The sequence below is a fragment of the Streptomyces sp. NPDC041796 genome, from assembly GCF_055590785.1.
On sequence record NZ_JBVJAH010000015.1, the window covers coordinates 97,405 to 113,945 of the forward strand.

Sequence of the window (16,541 nt, forward strand, 5' to 3'; positions counted from 1 at the left end):
AAGGGGGAGGCGCGTCGATGGCCGACGGCATCGAGTTGACCGAGGCGGTACGGGTGCTGCGGGACGAACTGTCCGTCGCTGCGGTGGCGGCGCAGGGCGAGCGGATCCGTTTCGAAGTCGAGGACATCACGCTGGAGTTCGAGGTCGAGCTCCGGCGGGATGCCAAGGCGAAAGCTGGCTTCAAGGCGTGGGTGGTCTCCGGTGACCTGGAGGGCAGCGCGGGGAAGCGGCGGACCCAGCGCGTCTCCCTGACCTTGAAGGCGAAGGACGCGGCGACGGATGGGTCCGTGCGCATCGGCAACGACAGGGAAGCCGACCTGAGCGCCTTCGGCCCGGGTGCGGGTGGGCCGGCACACGGATAACGCGGGAGACCTTTGTGATCCTGACGCAGCGCCGTATCGCCCTGGTCGACGCCGGGGCACGGGGCAGTGGGTTTCTGCTGACCGGCCGGCTGGTGCTGACGGCCGCCCATGTCCTCAAGAAGGGGGTGCCGCCGAGGGCCGGGGTTCCCGGAGGGACGGGACTCCAGCGCTGCGAGGTGGTCTGGTCACGCGACGACGACCAGTGCGACGCCGCTCTGCTCCTCGCCGACGCCGACCTGGTCGACAAGGAGACCGCCGCTGCCTTCTCCCCTGTGGTGTGGGGCCGGGTGACCACCCTGGATCATCGCGCGGGCTGCCAGGCCATCGGATATCCGGACGCCGCGTGGGCCGGTGGCCGGCCCGACACGGAACAGCTGGTCGGCACCCTCAAGCCAGGCAGTTCCGTGATCCGCGGGCGATACGTCCTCGACAACATCCACGGCGCTCCGGCCCCCGGCGACCGGCCCTCGCCCTGGAGCGGCATGTCGGGAGCCGCCCTGTTCGTGGACGGTGTGCTGGTGGGTGTCGCCTGCGGAGACCCGATCGCCTGGGCCCACGGGCGGGTGGAGGCGGTACCCGCCCACGTGCTGATCGATGACGCCGGGTTCGCGGCCGTCCTGCGGCGGTGCACGGGGCGAGCCCCGATGGTGGCGACGCTCGCGGAGGCGGGAGGGACCGGCGGCCGGGGGGACGACCACCTTGCCGAGGGCAGCCACGACAGGGGCGACGCGTTCCGGTGGGGCGGCGTGGACGCCGCGGACCCGGCAGGGTTCGGCGTCCACCGGCTCCTCGAAGCCTCGGGGCTGCCGGACCACATCGACTACGTACCCCGCGACTGCGACCAGGAGCTCGACGCCAGGCTCGCCAGGCTCGCCCGCACCGGGGGGATGCTGCTGCTGACCGGCGACTCGGCCGCGGGCAAGACGCGGGCGCTGCTCGAAGCCATGCGGCGCAACCTCGAGGGGTGGTCGGTGTGCCATCCCGACCCGGACGCGCCGCTGACCGGACTCGCGGACTCGGTGACACGGCAACGAGGCGGTCATGTCCTGTGGCTGGACGACCTCCAGATGTACCTGCGCCCCGACGGCCTCACGCCACGGCTGCTCCAAGAGCTCACTGAGCTGGGGTGCGTCGTCCTGGCCACGATGCGCTCGGAGTTCTACCGGCCGCTGATGAGGACTGGCTCCGCGCGGCGCGGTGCCGCCGATGTCGGGACGCAGCACAGTGCCGCTCGAATCGTCCGGGCCGCCAGTCATCTGGTCCTCCAGCGCACCTGGACCGAGCCGGAACGCGAGCGGGCGCGGAAAGCCGCGGCCGACCCCCGCATGGCCGAAGCCCTCGCCGCCGACGCCGTACACGGCGTGGCCGAATACCTGGCGGCGGGTCCTCAGACCTGGAACCTGTGGAAGGAGGCCGCGCAGGCGAATGCCAACCCGCGCGGCGCCGCGCTCGTGGCCGCGGCCGTCGACCTCGCAAGGACCGGTCTGCGCGGCGCTGTCGACGAGAGCGTCCTGGAGCGCCTGCACGGCCACTATCTCGACGCGCTCGGTGGCGCGGCTCTGCGGCCCGAACCGCTGGAGGAGGCCTGGGAATGGGCTACCGAGGTGCTGCTCGGGGTGACCAGCCCGCTGATCCCCGCCCGGGAGGGGCGGTGGCGGCCATTCGACTACCTGGTCTCCGCCACGGCGCGCACCTCCCCCATCGAGGAGCTGCCCGAGGAGACCTGGCAAGTGGCCCTGACCCTGGCAGGGGACGCGGACTGGGACATCATGGCGCTGGCGGCACAGGCAGCCGACCGCCTCGAGGTGGCCATTGGTCTGCTGGCGCCCCGGGCCGAGGCGGGGAACGTGGACGCGATGGTCAACCTGGGAGTCGTGCTGCTGCGCGCCGAGAAGCGTACGGAAGCGGAACGCTGGTGGGTCGAGGCGGCCCGGTGCGGTGACGGAATGGCGGCGCACAACGTCGGCTGTCTGAAGGTCCGCAGCGGGGACCTGACAGACGCCCGCGGCTGGTTCCTGCGCGCCGTGGAACGGGGAACGACGGAGTCCTTCGCAGCGCTCGGCCGCGTGGCCGAGCTGATGGGCGACGAGCGGGAAGCGGCTGAATGGTGGCGCGAGGGCAGCGAGCGCGGAGACGCCGCGAGCGCCCTCAGCTATTCGGACGTCCTGCGCAGGGACTGGAACCATGCCGAGTCCCTCGACGCGCTGCGCGTGGCCGCTGAGGCGGGGCTGCCCTTCGCGGCCCTCTCGTACGCCGGTGTGCTGCTATGCCGGGATGAGACGCAGCAGGCGAGAGCGCTCCTCGGGCGCGCCTATGCCGGTGCGCGCAAGGACGCCATGCTGATGGGCGACCCGACCGGTATGGCGCTCGCCTCCGTGGTGTCGATGGCGCTCGGCGACCTGGACACCGGCCGTGACTGGGAGCGCAGGGCGGCGGACGCGGGAAGTCCCGTGGACTGGACCGTCCTCGAACGGGAGGGGACGGAGTCCGGGCTGCGGGCCGTGGCGGTGGACCGGGGGATCCTGGAAAGGCTGGGGGAGAGCGGGGTCCGCTCGGCGATGGCGCACCTGTGGGCGGGGGACTGCATGGACTGCGGCCACCCGCTGGGAGTGGGAGTCCCGGCACTGTGTGTCGACGAGACCGCGCCCCAGCTCACCTACGCGAAGCTCTTCCACTTCGGCATGTGCCGCTTCCCGCGGTGGAACGACTCGGGCCTCGTGAGCATCATCTCGGGAAGCGGTACCTCGTGGTGGACCGAGGCGGTGCTGGTCGGGGACCGGCCGGAGGACCAGCTCGTCGTCATGGTGGTGAACCCGTCCGCCGAGTTGCTCCGGCTCGAACCCGACGACAGCGGCTCGCAGGGGTGGCGCGTGGCAGGGCCCGTGACCGCGGGAGCGGACCTCGTCCTCAAGCCGGTGAACGCACCTGGCGTGATGGACCCGCGCGGGCATCTCGTTGTCGAGACGCGAGGCGCGCCGAGGGCCGGGCGGCTCGTGGACGACGGGCTGGTCGTCCAACTCGGCGTGGACGCCTGGGCGGTCGGTGTCACGCCGCAGTTCGCGCAGTGCCTGCGAAGGCGCGGCGGGTTTCTCCTCGTGGTGACGTCCGGCCTCGGGCCCCCGCCCCGTGACAGGGCCGACATAGACGCGGCGCTGGAAGCCGACGGCACCATGGCGGGATGGATCTCCCTGGTCAGGTGAGCACATGCTTGCCGAGGCCGAAGAAGTACGTGGCGGCGAACCCGGCCACGTACCCGGTCAGCAGCCCGCCCGCGTAGACGGCGACGGTGGTCAGCGCCAGGCCACGGTCGCCGTCGAGCAGGGGGAACAGGGCCCAGCCGGACGGGCCGATCGCGGTCGAGCCGACCGTGTGGCCGAGCATGGTGAACAGCCCGATGAACCCGCCGCCGAACGCCCCGCCCACGCACGCGGTGACGAACGGCCGCCCGAGCGGCAGGGACACGCCGTAGATGAGCGGTTCGCCCACGCCGAGGAGTCCGGCGGGCAGCGCGGACCTGATGGTGCGGCGGAGGTCGGTGCGGTGGCGGAGGCGTACGTAGACGGCGGCGGCCGCGCCGACCTGGCCCGCGCCGGCCATCGCGAGGATGGGCAGGAGGACGGTGTGGCCCTGTTGCTCGATCAGGGTGGTGTGGATGGGGATCAGCGCCTGGTGCAGGCCGAGCATGACCAGGGGCAGGAAGAGGCCGCCGAGTACGAACCCGGCGATCGCCCCGGCGTGGGCGAGGAGCCAGTCGGCGGCCACTCCGATGGCGGTGGACACCTCACCCGCGAGGAACATCAGGCCGTAGACGGTGACCAGTCCCGCGACGAGCACCGTGAGGGTGGGAGTGACGAGCACGTCGAGGGCCTCGGGCACGTGGCGGCGGCACCACTTCTCCACGTGGACGGCGAGTACGGCGGCGGCCAGCGCGCCGAGGACGCCGCCCTGGCCGGGGGAGAGCTGCTGGCCGAAGGCCTCCACCTTGGCGATGCCCGCGTACACGATGATCGCGGCGACGGCGCCGCCGAGGATCGGCGTACCGCCGAACTCCTTGGCCGTGTTGAGGCCGACGAACACGGCGATCAGCGCCATGAAGCCGGAGGCGATGGCGGCGAGGGCGGGGGTGAGGGCGGGGAGCAGGTGCAGGTTGACGAGGAGGCCGTTGAGCCCGGCGATGATGCCGCAGCCGATGAGCGCGGGGATGAGGGGGACGAAGATGTTCGCGACGCGGCGCAGGAGGAGCTTGCCGGGCGTGGCGTTCCGCTCCTTCTGGGCGGCCTTGATGTCGGCGCCCCGGGACTGCAGGAGGAGGGCCTCGAACTCGGGCGTGACGCGGGCGACGGTGCCGGGGCCGAGGACGATCTGGTAGGTCGTGTCGTCCTCGACGACGCCGAGTACGGCGGGGTGGGCCTTGAGCGCGTCGTCCTGGACGAGCGCGCGGTCGTGGAGACCGAGGCGGAGGCGGGTCATGCAGTGGGCGACGGAGGTGACGTTCGCGGCGCCGCCGACGAGGGGGAGGAGGGCGGTGGCGGTGGTGCGGGGGTCGGGCGCGGGTGCGGGTGCGGTCATGGCGCGGATGCTGCCAGCCGGGTCGGTCCGTACGGCGGCTGCGCGCCGGTGGGCGGCTTGTGCCCCGTCTATTGGTCGAGTGCCGCCCGGAGGTGGCCGCCCGTCTTGGTGAGGAGCTGGGTGGCCGTTTCGGCGTCGACGCCGGCCAGGAGGGTGAGGATCGCGGGCTTGACCTCGCCGTCCGTGGCGGTGAGCGCGGCCTCGATGTCGGTGTCGGACGCCCCGGTGGCGAGGGCGACGATCCGGCGGGAGCGGGCGCGGAGCTTGTCGTTGGAGGCGCGGACGTCGACCATCAGGTTCCCGTACGTCTTGCCGAGCCGGATCATCGTGATCGTCGAGATCATGTTGAGGACCAGCTTCTGGGCGGTGCCCGCCTTCAGGCGGGTGGAGCCGGTGAGGAGTTCGGGGCCCACGACGACCTCGATGCCGTGCTCGGCGGCGGCGGCGAGGGCGCTTCCCGCGTTGCAGGACAGGCCGATCGTCAGGGCGCCTTTCGCGCGGGCGTGTTCGACCGCGCCGACGGCGTACGGGGTGCGGCCGGACGCGGAGACGCCGACGACCGTGTCGTCGGCGGTGAGGGCGAGGGCGTCCAGGTCGGCGGCTGCCAGGTCCTTGGAGTCCTCGGCGCCCTCGACCGCCTCCAGCAGGGCGGCCGGGCCGCCCGCGATCAGGCCCACGACCTGGGTGGGGGCGGTGTTGAAGGTGGGCGGGCACTCGCTGGCGTCCAGGACGCCGAGCCGCCCGGCGGTGCCGGCGCCCGCGTAGACGAGGCGGCCGCCGTGCGCCATCCGGTCGGCGGTGGCGTCGATGGCGGCGGCGATGCGGGGGAGCTGGCCGGCGACGGCGCCGGGGACGGACCGGTCCTCGGCGTTCATCAGGCGGGCGATCTCGGCGGTCGGGAGGCGGTCGATGTCCGCGAGTTCGGGGCGGAAGGCTTCCGTGGTGAGGGCGGACAGTTCGGAGGGGTTCATGCGGGCGTGCTCTTTCGGCCGGTCAGCGGGTGCGGGGTGAGTGGCGGTGCGCGAGGGCCTCGTACGACGCGGAGAGCGCGGGGGCGGCCGTCTCGTACGTGCGCTGGGTGACTCCGGTGAACAGGCAGTCGACGACGAGGAGTTGGCTGGTGCGGGAGGACATGGCGGCGGGGCGCAGTTCGCTCTCGCGGGCCGTGGAGGTGGTGAGTATGTGGTCGGCGTACTGGGAGACGGGCCCGTCCGGGCGGCCGGTGATGGCGACGGTCGTCGCGCCGTGGTCGAAGGCGACGCGGAGCGGTTCTATGACGTCGCCGGTGGAGCCCGAGTGGGTGATGGCGATGGCGACGTCGCCGGAGCGGAGCTGGACGGCGTTGGTGACGGCGAGGTGCGGGTCGCTGTGGGCGTGGGCGACCAGCCCGATGCGCAGCAGCTTCTGGGCGAGGTCCTGGGCGACGAGGCCGGAGGCGCCGACGCCGTAGATGTCGGTGCGGCGGGCGGCGGCCAGCGCGGTGACGGCGGCGCCGAGCTGGATGGTGTCCAGACCGGCGGCGGTGTCGGCGAGGGTCTGCTGCTCGTCGTGGGCGAGCTTGGCGACGACGTCCGCTATCGGGTCGTCGACCGCGATGTCGGCGGTGACGGCGGGCGCCCGGCCGGACTGCTGCTGGGCCGCGAGCCCGGCGAGGGCGAGACGCAGGTCGCGATAGCCGGGGTAGCCGAGGAGGCGGGCGGTGCGCACGACCGTCGCCTCGCTGGTGCCGGTGAGTTCGGCGAGACCGGTGACCGTGAGGGCGGCGCAGCCGGCCGGGTCGGCGGCGACGGCCTCGGCGACGCGCTGCATGGAGCGGGTCATGGAGGGGGCGAGGGTGCGGACCTTGGCGGCGAGGGCGGCGGGGGCGGCGGGGGCGGGGGCGGCCTCCCCGCCCGGTCTGCCGTTGCTGAAAATTTCCTTCATGTCATTGGTCACACCTGAAAGGTATTTTCAGCCCTGGGGGTCGTCAACCCCTCCGGACCTGGGGTGACAATGGCTCCATGGACGCCGTAGACCCCCTGGAGCAGTCGCTGCACGCCGCGCGGGCGCTGGTCCTCGCCGACCTCATGGCGAGGAACGTCGCCGAGGCGGAGGTCGTGTCGCTCGTGGAGGACGCGGTGACGCACCGCCGCTGGTGGGTCGAGCAGTGGCCGGAAGGGGTCGAGTACGTCGCCGGGCTCGTCGCCCAGGACGTCCAGGACGCGCTGCTGGAGAAGTACGGCCGCTGGCCACTGTGCCCGGTGTGCAGCTCCGGCGACCCGCACGCGCTGGACGTGGAGCCGGAGTTGGGCCCCGACCCGCACTGGGTGTGCGGCAAGGCGGGCGTGGTGGTGGCACGGGTCGGCGGCCTTACGTGACGGTCTACATCGACCCGCCGAACTGGCCGGGCCACGGCCGTATGTGGTCGCACATGGTGAGCGACGTGTCCTACGACGAGCTCCACGCCTTCGCCGCCCGCATCGGCGCCCCGCCCCGCGCGTTCGACGGCGACCACTACGACGTGCCCGTCGAGCGGTACGCGGACGCGGTGGCCGCGGGCGCGGTGGAGGTGGGCTCCAAGGAACTCGTACGCCGGCTCAGGGAGTCGGGCCTGCGGCGCCCGAAGCGACGGCCGGCTCCCTGACGGGCTCCCCCGACCGGCTCACCACCCGGGACGTGGAGGAGTGCACGCGCAGGGCCACGGCGGCCGCCGCGAGGCCGAGGGCCGTCATGGCCGCGCCCGCCCAGGCCGTCGAGGGGAAGCCGAGGCCCGCGTCGATGACCGTTCCGCCCAGCCACGGGCCGCCGGTGTTGCCGAGGTTGAACGCGCCCGTCGTCGTGGCGCCCGCGAGGGTGGGGGCCGCACCGGCGACGTTGAACATACGGGCGTTGAGGGCCGGGGCGGTGAAGAACGCCGAGACGCCCAGGAGGAAGGAGAGGGTCACCGTGGCGACGGGGCTGGACGCGAGGACCGCGAGCGCCACGAGGAACAGCGTCGACGCCGTGATGCCGCTCAGCATCACCCCGAACAAGTGTGCGTCCGCGACCCGGCCGCCGATCGTCGTACCGACCAGCGCGCCGATGCCGAAGAGGGCCAGCACGGTCGGCACCCAACCCGCGTCCAGCCCCGCCACATCGGTGAGCAGCGGCGCCAGGTAGGAGAACGCGCAGAACACGCCGCCCGCGGCGAGCGCCGTGACCGCGACCGCGAGCCAGACCTGCCGGTCGCGGTAGATGGCCAACTCGCGCTTCAGTCGCGGCTTCCGGTCGGGGAGCGGGATGCGGGGGATGAGCGTCACCACGCCCACCAGGGCGATCGCCGAGGCGGCGCCGACCGCCCAGAACGCGGAGCGCCAGCCGAGGTGCTCGCCGAGGAACGCGCCGGCCGGGACACCGAGGACGTTCGCGATCGACAGCCCGCCGATCATCACGGCCATCGCGCGGGCGCGCGATCCGACCGGCACCATCGCGATCGCGACGGCCGCCCCGACGGCCCAGAAGCCGGCGCACGCCAGCGCGCTGACCACGCGGGAGGCGAAGAGGACCCCGTACGAGGGCGCCAGCGCGCCCGCGAGCTGCCCGACGCCGAACGTGCTGATCAGCGCGATGAGCGTGGTCTTGCGCGGCAGCCGCAGGGTGGCGACCGCGAGGAGCGGCGCGCCGATCACCATGCCGATGGCGAAGGCGGATATGAGCAGCCCGGCCTTGGGGATCGAGACGTTCATGTCGTCCGCGATCGGCGGCAGCAGACCGGACAGCATGAACTCGCTCGTGCCGAGCGCGAAGACGGACAGGCCGAGGATGTGGACGGCGAGGGGCATGCGGGTGCGTTCGGCGGATGACGGCATGCCAGGGGTCAACACGCCGGTGATCCCTTACATTCCCGGGGTGCCCGTGGCCAGCAGCTTCAGTTCCGTGGTCAGGTTCTGGCGGGCCCGCTCCTCCCAGGCGCGCGCCCCGTGCGGCGTACGGAACAGGCACGGCAGGCCCAAGAGCTGACGCAGGACCGCCGCGCGTCCCTCCCGGAAGGCGTCGTCCGGCACGAAGCCGTACTCCTCCCGGACGGCGGCGGCGTAGGCGGCGTACGCGTCGGGGGCGGCGGCCAGGACGGCGAGGTCCGCGTCGCACAGCACCTCGCCGTTGCGGTCGCCGTCCGCCGGGTCGTGGGTGACGGTGAGCCGTACCAGGCGGACGACCTCCGCCGTACGGGCCTCGTCGACGCCCAGTTCGGGCAGGGCGCGTTCGGCGAGACGGGCGCTGCGCTCCTCGTTGGTGGACCGCTCGGGCAGGTAGACGGCGTCGTGGAACCAGGCGGCGAGGCGTACGGCGTCGGGGTCGTCCGCGTGGTCCGCGAGCTCGTCGACGCGGTCGAGGACGGCGAGCAGGTGGTCGGTGGTGTGGTACCGCCGCTGCGGTTCGGCCCAGCGGGCGAGGAGGTCGTCGGCGTACCGGTCGGCATGAGGAGCGTCGTGCACGGCCGACGCCCACCGGCGCCGGAGGTCGTCATGGGCGGGGTGAGCGGGAAGGGGCGCCATGCGGCCCATTGTGCCGGGTGCGGACCGTTGCCAGGGCGGGCCGCGGACGGTTGGCTGGGGGCCATGAGTGATCTACGTGACGTAACCGGTGTACGTGATCCCGAACTGCCCGGCCTGCTGCTGCGCGCCGAGCGCGACGCGCTGATCCCCCTCCTGCGCCGGGTGCCGGACGAGGCCTTCGCCGTCCGGACCTGCTGTCCCGGCTGGACGGTGCGGCATGTGCTGGCGCACTGCGCGGCGGCGCTGACGCGGGTCGTGGAGAAGCGTTTCGAGGAGGGCGTCTTCGGTCCCGAGTCCAACGACCGGGACATCGCGGAACGCGCGGAGCGGTCCCACGCGGAGATCGTCGACGAGCTGGAGCGCGGCATGACGGAGGCCGGCCCGGTGATCGCGGCGGTGCCGGACGGGCGGCACGACGGCATCGCGCTGGGCGAGTGGGTGCACGCGGGCGACGTACGGGAGGCCTTCGGCGAGCCCGGCGCCTACGCGGGCCCCGGACTCGACCCGGCGCTCGCCCTCCTCGCCTCGGTCACCCGCGCCCGCGGCACCGTGCCGCTCCACGCCGACCTCGACGACCGCGACGAGCCGCTGCGGCTGGGCGTGATGTCGGGCGAGCGCCCCCCGGCCCGCTACCTGGGCAACGCGCCGACCCTGATCCGCCTGTACGCCGCCCGCCCGCTGACGGGCACGCGCTACGACCTGGCCGGAGCCACGGAGGCGGACCTGGTGCTGTTCGGCTGAGACGCCGCCGGGCGGCCGGTCAGCCCGGGGCGTGGTGCGGCGGGACCGTGGGTGGGGGCTGCCCAGCACGGCCCCGCCCGGTGTCTCGTCCGGGTGCGGCTCGGTTCGCCGACCGCCTACGCCCCGGCGTCGATCGCCGTGCGCCAGGTGCGGACCGCGGTGGGGGAGACCGGGGCGGACCAGCCGGACGGGCGGGCGGCGCCGCCGATGTGGAAGGCGGTGACCCCTCCGGCGAGGAGCGCCGGGACGTGGTCCAGCCGCAGGCCGCCGCCGACGAGGAGCTGCGGCTCGTAGCCGGGCTCACCGCGCCGCGAGGCGGCGGCCTCGGCCAGCAGGGCCGGCAGTCCCTCGTCGACACCGGCTGCGGAACCCGCCGTGAGGTAGGTGTCCAGGCCCGGCAGGTCCGCGAGCTGCTTGCGCGCCGCGTCCCGGTCGACCGCCCGGTCGAGGGCCCGGTGGAACGTCCAGCGGCAGCCCTCCAGCTCGGCGACCAGCCGCTCGACGGCCACCAGGTCGACGTGGCCGTCGGCGTCGAGGAAGCCGAGGACGAACTCGTCGGCGCCTTCCTCGCGCAGCTCCCGCGCCACCCGTACCAGCGCGTCGACGTCGCCCGCGGCGAACCCGTCGGTCAGTCGCAGCATCACGCGCAGCGGGACGTCCACGGCGGCGCGGATCCGGCCGTAGGTCTCGCGGGACGGGGTGAGCCCGTCCGCGGCCATGTCGGTGACCAGTTCGAGGCGGTCCGCTCCTCCGGCCTGTGCGGCGATCGCGTCCTCCGCGTCGAGGGCGATCACCTCCAGGACTGCACGGTTGCTCACTGACGACTCCATTCGATACAGGTCTAGTCCAATGGCCAGCCTAATGCGCGTGCACGGTGAAGGCAGCCGTACGCACCTTCCCGTCGTGCCGGAAGTCCAGGAAGAGCCGGTACGCGCCCGCGCTGGGCGCCGTCACCGAGAACGACACCTCCGGCCCGGCGGGCCCCTCGTGCGGGTGGACGTGCAGGTGGGCGAGGTCGCCGGCGCGCAGTGCGACGAGGTGGCCGTACGCGCCCAGGTACGGCCGCAGGTCCGTCACCGGCCGGCCGGCCCGGCTGATTCCGAATGTCAGCCCGCTCGCCCGTCCCGGCTCGGGCGTGCCGGTGAGCTCGACGCGGTAGCCGTCGACCTCGGCGACCCGGCTCGGTGCGGGCAGCGCCGCCGGGCGGTACGTCCCCGCCACCGCGAGGTCCGCCCCCAGCGTCAGCGCCTTGCCGCCTGCGGGCGTGAAGTCGGCGAACGCCCGGTAGGCACCGGCCTCGGGCGGCTCGACCGGGGTCGACCACGTGCCGTCGGCGCCCCGGACGGGGTGCAGGTGCCGGTACACGGTCAGGTCGCGCGAGGCGAGGACGAGGTGCAGCTCCTTGCCGTGCTCACGCTCGTACGCCGTGACGGCGCGCCCGTGCGCGTCCCTGACGGTGAACCGCAGCTCCCCCGGCCGACCGGCCGTGAGGGCCGCCGGTTCCAGGGCGAGGGTGTGGCCGCCCTCCGCGACCTGGAGCCCGCCGGGGGTGGCGGGGGTGGCGGCCGGTGCGCCGTGCCCGCTGTCCTCGCCGTGCCCGCTGTCCCCGCCGTGCCGTGCGGCCGGGCGTTCCTCCGCCGCGACGACCGGGCCGACGCCCTTGCCCACTCCGTATGCCGTGCCGAAGGTCGCCGCGAGGGCCATCGCGAAGGCGGTGATCTTCACTCCGGTGCCGAGGCCGGTGCCGAGGCCGGTGTTCCTGCCGGTGTTCATGGCGTCTCCCTGACGAGGCGTTGTCCCGATGGGCACACGATACCCCTAGGGGGTATGAGGTCAAGAGGTGTCGATCACTTGCGCCTTATACCCCTGGGGGGTATACATGTTCCCATTCGTAGGGCATACCCTGTCGGGGTATCGATCGGCGAGGAGCAGTACGCATGAGCACCCCCACGACGACGCCACCCGGCTCCGCGGCCGAGGTCGAGCTCGCCATCGGCGGCATGACCTGCGCCTCGTGCGCGGCCCGTGTCGAGAAGAAGCTCAACCGCATGGACGGCGTCACCGCGACGGTCAACTACGCCACCGAGAAGGCGAAGGTGACGTACGCCGACGGCGTGGCCGTGGCCGACCTCATCGCCACCGTCGAGGCGACCGGCTACACGGCCCAGGAGCCGGAGCCCCCCGCCCCCGAGGTCCACGAGGACGAGGAGCGGGCGGACGAGCTGCGGCCGCTGCGGCAGCGCCTGATCACCGCCGTCGCCCTCTCCGTACCCGTCATCGCCATGGCCATGGTCCCGGCGCTCCAGATCGAGTACTGGCAGTGGCTCTCCCTCACCCTCGCCGCGCCGGTCGTCACCTACGCCGCCTGGCCCTTCCACCGCGCCGCCTGGACCAACGCGCGGCACGGCGCCGCGACCATGGACACGCTCATCTCGCTCGGCACGTCGGCGGCGTTCCTGTGGTCGCTGTGGGCGCTGTTCTTCGGCACGGCCGGTGAGCCCGGGATGACCCACCCCTTCGAGCTGACCATCGCCCGCAGCGACGGCGCCGGGACCATCTACCTGGAGGCCGCCGCCGGCGTCACCGCGTTCATCCTGGCCGGGCGCTACTTCGAGGCCCGCTCCAAGCGCAAGGCGGGCGCGGCGCTGAGGGCACTGCTGGAACTGGGCGCCAAGGACGTCACCGTCCTGCGCGGCGGGCGCGAGACCGTCGTCCCGGTGGGGGACCTGCGGGTCGGTGACCGCTTCCTGGCACGGCCGGGCGAGAAGATCGCCACCGACGGCACGGTCGTCGAGGGCAGCTCCGCCGTGGACGCCTCCATGCTCACGGGCGAGTCCGTGCCGGTCGAGGTGGGCGTCGGCGACACCGTCACGGGCGCCACCCTCAACGCCGGAGGCCGACTGGTCGTCGAGGCCACCCGCGTCGGCGCCGACACCCAGCTTGCCCGCATGGCGAAGCTGGTGGAGGACGCGCAGAACGGCAAGGCCGCCGCCCAGCGTCTCGCCGACCGGATCTCCGCCGTCTTCGTGCCCGTCGTCATCGGCCTCGCGCTCGCCACCCTCGGCTTCTGGCTCGGCAACGGCTCCGGCCTCACCGCCGCGTTCACGGCCGCCGTCGCCGTACTGATCATCGCCTGCCCCTGCGCCCTGGGTCTCGCCACCCCGACCGCCCTCATGGTCGGCACCGGCCGCGGCGCGCAGCTCGGCATCCTCATCAAGGGCCCGGAGGTCCTGGAGACGACCCGCGAGGTCGACACCGTCGTCCTCGACAAGACCGGCACCGTCACCACCGGCAGGATGACCCTCCTCGCCGTGCACACCGCCGACGGCACCGACGAGGCCGAGGTGCTGCGTCTGGCGGGCGCCCTGGAGCACGCCTCCGAGCACCCGATCGGCCGCGCGGTGGCCACGGGCGCCACCGAGCGGGTCGGCGCCCTCCCCACCCCCGAGGACTTCACCAGCATCGCGGGCCTCGGCGTCCAGGGCGTCGTGGACGGGCACGCGGTGCTCGTGGGCCGGGAGAAACTGCTGGCCGACTGGGCCATCGCACTGCCGGCCGCGCTGGAGCGCGCCCGGCACGAGGCGGAGGCGGCCGGCCGTACGGCCGTCACCGTCGCCTGGGACGGCGAGGCCCGCGCGGTCCTGGAGGTCGCGGACGCGGTCAAGGACACCAGCGCCGAGGCGATCGCCCGCCTCAGGGCCCTGGGCCTCACGCCGATCCTGCTGACCGGTGACAACCGCGCCGTCGCGGAGGCCGTGGCCGCCGAAGTCGGCATCGACCAGGTCTTCGCGGAGGTCATGCCGGAGGACAAGGTCGACGTCATCAAGCGCCTCCAGACCGAGGGCCGGTCGGTCGCCATGATCGGCGACGGCGTCAACGACGCGGCCGCCCTCGCCCAGGCCGACCTGGGCCTGGCCATGGGCACCGGCACGGACGCCGCCATAGAAGCGGGCGACCTGACGCTGGTACGCGGTGACCTGCGCGCCGCCGCCGACGCCATCCACCTCTCGCGCCGCACCCTGGCCACCATCAAGGGCAACCTCTTCTGGGCCTTCGCCTACAACGTCGCCGCCCTGCCGCTGGCCGCGGCGGGCCTCCTCAACCCCATGATCGCGGGCGCGGCCATGGCGTTCTCGTCGGTGTTCGTGGTCGGCAACAGCCTCCGGCTGCGCGGCTTCAAGCCGGCGGCCTGACGCTCCCGGGGGCGTCCCCGGGAGTGCCGGGAACGCCCCGGGGAGCGGCCGGGCGGGACGTCAGCCGAGCTGCGGCGGCAGCGGAGCCGCGTGCAGGACCGTCAGCCCCGACACCGCCCTCGTCAGGGCCACGTACAGCCGGCGCAGGCCGGTGCGCTCGTCGGGTTCGCCGTCGACGACAGCCGCCGGCTCGTCGAGGACGACGTAGTCGTACTCCAGACCCTTCGCCAGTGACGCCGGGACCAGCGTCAGACGCGACTCGGCCGACGTCTCCTCGCCCGGGGACAGCCAGGGAAGCCCTGCCTCCCGCAGCGCCTCCGCCAGCACCGGAATCCGCGCGTCCGCCGCGATCAGGCCGATGGAGCCCTCGTGCCGGAGCGAGGCGCGGCACGCCGCCACCACCGACGCGCTCAGGTCGTCCACCTGCCGTACCTCCAGCGATCCCGGCGACTCGCGGACCGACCGCACCTCCGCCAGCCCCGGCGACATGTGCGGCAGCAGCCGCGACGCGTACGCGATCACCTCGCGTGGCACACGGAAACCGGCCGTCAGCTCCTCCACCACCGCGTCCGGCTTGCCCAGGTGCGCCAGTGCGTCGGCCCAGCTCGTCGTCGCCCACGGCGTGGTGCCCTGCGCCAGGTCGCCCAGCACCGTGGCCGAACCGGTCGAGCAGCGCCGCCCCACCGCCCGGTACTGCATCGGCGACAGGTCCTGCGCCTCGTCCAGCACCACATGGCCCAGCGACGGCGTACGCTCCACCAGATCGGCCGCCTCGTCGATCAGCACGGCGTCCGCCGCCGACCACTTCGCCGACTTCACCGAGCGCGGCGGTCTGGCCCACAGGATCGCCTTCTGCTCCTCGGTGTCGAGCAGACCCTCGGCGTGCTCCGCCAGGAAGTCACCGTCCGACAGCAGCCGCAGCACCAGTTTCGCCGGGTCGACGGCGGGCCACACCGCCTTGACGGCCGCCTTCACCGCGGCGTTGCGCGCCACCGCGTCCTGCACCCGGTCGTCCGGCGCCTCGCCCGCCTGCTCCATGCGGACGAGGACGGCATGGGCGATGCGCTGCGGCAGGGCCTCGCGCGCCGCCCCGTACCGGATGTCCCGGTCGAGCAACTCCGCGACGATCTCCTCCAGTTCGTACGCGGGCACCCGCCAGCGCCGCGAACCGCGCACCACCATGAGCGGTTCGGTCGGCAGCGTGACGTACGACCGCACGGCCCGCCGCAGCACCTCGGCCATCCGGGCGTCGCCCTTGACCACGGCCGCCGCGGCGTCGTCGGCGCCCCGCACCTCGACGTGCGCGACCAGGTCGTCGACCGTCGCCTGCCGCACCTCCAGCTCACCGAGCGCGGGCAGCACCTGCTCGATGTAGTGGAGGAAGGACCGGTTCGGCCCGATCACCAGCGTGCCGGTGCGGGCCAGCCGCTCCCGGTGCGCGTACAGCAGGTACGCCACCCGGTGCAGGCCCACCGCCGTCTTGCCGGTGCCGGGCCCTCCCTGGACGCAGACCGAGCCGGACAGGCCGCTGCGGACGATCTCGTCCTGCTCGGGCTGGATCGTCGCGACGATGTCCCGCATCGGGCCGACGCGCGGCCGTTCGATCTCCGCCTGGAGCAGCTTGGACGTCTTCTCCGCCTCCGCCGGATCGGACAGGTGCTCGTCCTCGTAGGCGGTCAGCTCCCCGCCGGTGTACCCGAACCGGCGCCGCAGCGCCACGTCCTGCGGGTCCTTCTTCGACGCCCGGTAGAACGGCTGCGACACCGGAGCACGCCAGTCGACGACCATCGGGTCGCCGTCCGCGTCGTGCACGTGCCGCCGGCCGATGTAGAACCGGTGCCCCTCCTGCGTGGTGCGCAGGTAGTCCAGCCGCCCGAAGAACAGCGGGGTGTGGGAGAGGTCGGCGAGCGCCTTGATCCGCTCCTCGATCTGCGACGACAGGACGGCGGCGTTGACCCAGTTCGCGGTGACGTCGCGGATGTCGAGGGCCTGGACGTCCTCGCGCATGGCGCGCAGCGCGGCGCGCGAGGCGGCGAGGTGGGCACGCTCGGACGAGAGCGGATCGGGCACGGCGAAGCCTCCTGGGTCGTACGGGGGGTGATGGCGGGCCGACCGGTTTCCGTCCGGAAGGCGGCGCTCCACGAAGGGGAGGCGGGCAAGGT

The 16,541-nt window shown here is 73.6% G+C and carries 14 protein-coding genes; 6 read left to right on the forward strand and 8 right to left on the reverse strand.

All coding sequences use genetic code 11. The features are described 5' to 3' along the window. The first annotated feature begins 17 nt into the window (after positions 1-17). Together ACZ6C1_RS27690 and ACZ6C1_RS27695 are read left to right on the forward strand one after the other, a co-directional pair. A complete protein-coding gene (locus ACZ6C1_RS27690) occupies positions 18-362 on the forward strand; it encodes a trypco2 family protein (RefSeq protein ID WP_469244280.1) in 345 nt (114 codons plus the stop codon). Between the two features lie 14 nt (positions 363-376). After that, complete coding sequence (locus tag ACZ6C1_RS27695; RefSeq protein ID WP_469244282.1) at positions 377-3,562, forward strand: tetratricopeptide repeat protein; 3,186 nt, start codon at positions 377-379, stop codon at positions 3,560-3,562. On the opposite strand, the gene ACZ6C1_RS27700 is transcribed toward ACZ6C1_RS27695, so the two are convergent. The 3 genes from ACZ6C1_RS27700 to ACZ6C1_RS27710 all read right to left on the reverse strand — a co-directional run bounded on the left by ACZ6C1_RS27700 (position 3,555) and on the right by ACZ6C1_RS27710 (position 6,866). Next, on the reverse strand, positions 3,555-4,931 hold the full coding sequence (locus ACZ6C1_RS27700) for a PTS transporter subunit EIIC (RefSeq protein WP_469244283.1): 1,377 nt from the start codon (positions 4,929-4,931) through the stop codon (positions 3,555-3,557). The genes ACZ6C1_RS27695 and ACZ6C1_RS27700 overlap by 8 nt on opposite strands. A gap of 68 nt (positions 4,932-4,999) precedes the next feature. Next, a complete protein-coding gene (gene murQ / locus ACZ6C1_RS27705; RefSeq protein ID WP_469244285.1) occupies positions 5,000-5,902 on the reverse strand; it encodes an N-acetylmuramic acid 6-phosphate etherase in 903 nt (300 codons plus the stop codon). Between the two features lie 22 nt (positions 5,903-5,924). Beyond that, positions 5,925-6,866, reverse strand: coding sequence for a MurR/RpiR family transcriptional regulator (locus ACZ6C1_RS27710; protein ID WP_469244287.1), 942 nt, complete (start codon positions 6,864-6,866; stop codon positions 5,925-5,927). 65 nt (positions 6,867-6,931) lie between these two features. Between ACZ6C1_RS27710 and ACZ6C1_RS27715 the strand changes: the two genes are divergently transcribed. After that, on the forward strand, positions 6,932-7,288 hold the full coding sequence (locus tag ACZ6C1_RS27715) for a hypothetical protein (protein WP_469244289.1): 357 nt from the start codon (positions 6,932-6,934) through the stop codon (positions 7,286-7,288). Then, entirely contained in the window at positions 7,285-7,554 is a 270-nt protein-coding gene (locus tag ACZ6C1_RS27720; protein ID WP_469244291.1) for a DUF4031 domain-containing protein, read from the forward strand. The genes ACZ6C1_RS27715 and ACZ6C1_RS27720 overlap by 4 nt, the downstream gene beginning before the upstream one ends. Here the strand turns inward: ACZ6C1_RS27720 and ACZ6C1_RS27725 are convergent. Further along, positions 7,508-8,731: a Cmx/CmrA family chloramphenicol efflux MFS transporter gene (locus ACZ6C1_RS27725; protein WP_469244404.1), complete on the reverse strand. Its 1,224-nt coding sequence runs from the start codon at positions 8,729-8,731 to the stop codon at positions 7,508-7,510. The two genes, ACZ6C1_RS27720 and ACZ6C1_RS27725, sit on opposite strands and share 47 nt — an antisense overlap. A gap of 54 nt (positions 8,732-8,785) precedes the next feature. Next, on the reverse strand, positions 8,786-9,445 hold the full coding sequence (locus ACZ6C1_RS27730; RefSeq protein WP_469244293.1) for an HD domain-containing protein: 660 nt from the start codon (positions 9,443-9,445) through the stop codon (positions 8,786-8,788). Between the two features lie 63 nt (positions 9,446-9,508). Between ACZ6C1_RS27730 and ACZ6C1_RS27735 the strand changes: the two genes are divergently transcribed. Continuing rightward, the gene (locus ACZ6C1_RS27735; RefSeq protein WP_469244294.1) at positions 9,509-10,186 is read left to right on the forward strand and encodes a maleylpyruvate isomerase family mycothiol-dependent enzyme; all 678 of its coding nucleotides are present in this window, start codon (positions 9,509-9,511) and stop codon (positions 10,184-10,186) included. A gap of 116 nt (positions 10,187-10,302) precedes the next feature. Here the strand turns inward: ACZ6C1_RS27735 and ACZ6C1_RS27740 are convergent, their stop codons facing one another. Then, complete coding sequence (locus ACZ6C1_RS27740) at positions 10,303-11,004, reverse strand: copper homeostasis protein CutC (RefSeq protein WP_469244296.1); 702 nt, start codon at positions 11,002-11,004, stop codon at positions 10,303-10,305. A 40-nt stretch (positions 11,005-11,044) separates the two neighbouring features. Beyond that, positions 11,045-11,959, reverse strand: a complete 915-nt coding sequence (locus tag ACZ6C1_RS27745; protein WP_469244298.1) for a hypothetical protein — start codon at positions 11,957-11,959, stop codon at positions 11,045-11,047. A 164-nt stretch (positions 11,960-12,123) separates the two neighbouring features. Here ACZ6C1_RS27745 and ACZ6C1_RS27750 point away from each other — a divergent pair, with 164 nt between their 5' ends. Then, positions 12,124-14,379 (forward strand): heavy metal translocating P-type ATPase, encoded by a 2,256-nt coding sequence (locus ACZ6C1_RS27750; protein ID WP_469244300.1) that lies wholly within the window; start codon positions 12,124-12,126, stop codon positions 14,377-14,379. A 60-nt stretch (positions 14,380-14,439) separates the two neighbouring features. Here the strand turns inward: ACZ6C1_RS27750 and ACZ6C1_RS27755 are convergent, their stop codons facing one another. After that, positions 14,440-16,449 (reverse strand): HelD family protein, encoded by a 2,010-nt coding sequence (locus ACZ6C1_RS27755; protein ID WP_469244302.1) that lies wholly within the window; start codon positions 16,447-16,449, stop codon positions 14,440-14,442. Positions 16,450-16,541 lie beyond the last annotated feature (92 nt).

Coding starts and splice junctions, on each gene's coding strand:
- ACZ6C1_RS27750 (WP_469244300.1), top strand. CDS start 12,124: ATGAGCACCCCCACGACGACGCCACCCGGCTCCGCGGCCGAGGTCGAG.
- ACZ6C1_RS27730 (WP_469244293.1), bottom strand. CDS start 9,445: ATGGCGCCCCTTCCCGCTCACCCCGCCCATGACGACCTCCGGCGCCGG.
- ACZ6C1_RS27725 (WP_469244404.1), bottom strand. CDS start 8,731: ATGCCCCTCGCCGTCCACATCCTCGGCCTGTCCGTCTTCGCGCTCGGC.
- murQ (WP_469244285.1), bottom strand. CDS start 5,902: ATGAACCCCTCCGAACTGTCCGCCCTCACCACGGAAGCCTTCCGCCCC.
- ACZ6C1_RS27745 (WP_469244298.1), bottom strand. CDS start 11,959: ATGAACACCGGCAGGAACACCGGCCTCGGCACCGGCCTCGGCACCGGA.
- ACZ6C1_RS27700 (WP_469244283.1), bottom strand. CDS start 4,931: ATGACCGCACCCGCACCCGCGCCCGACCCCCGCACCACCGCCACCGCC.
- ACZ6C1_RS27690 (WP_469244280.1), top strand. CDS start 18: ATGGCCGACGGCATCGAGTTGACCGAGGCGGTACGGGTGCTGCGGGAC.
- ACZ6C1_RS27735 (WP_469244294.1), top strand. CDS start 9,509: ATGAGTGATCTACGTGACGTAACCGGTGTACGTGATCCCGAACTGCCC.
- ACZ6C1_RS27715 (WP_469244289.1), top strand. CDS start 6,932: ATGGACGCCGTAGACCCCCTGGAGCAGTCGCTGCACGCCGCGCGGGCG.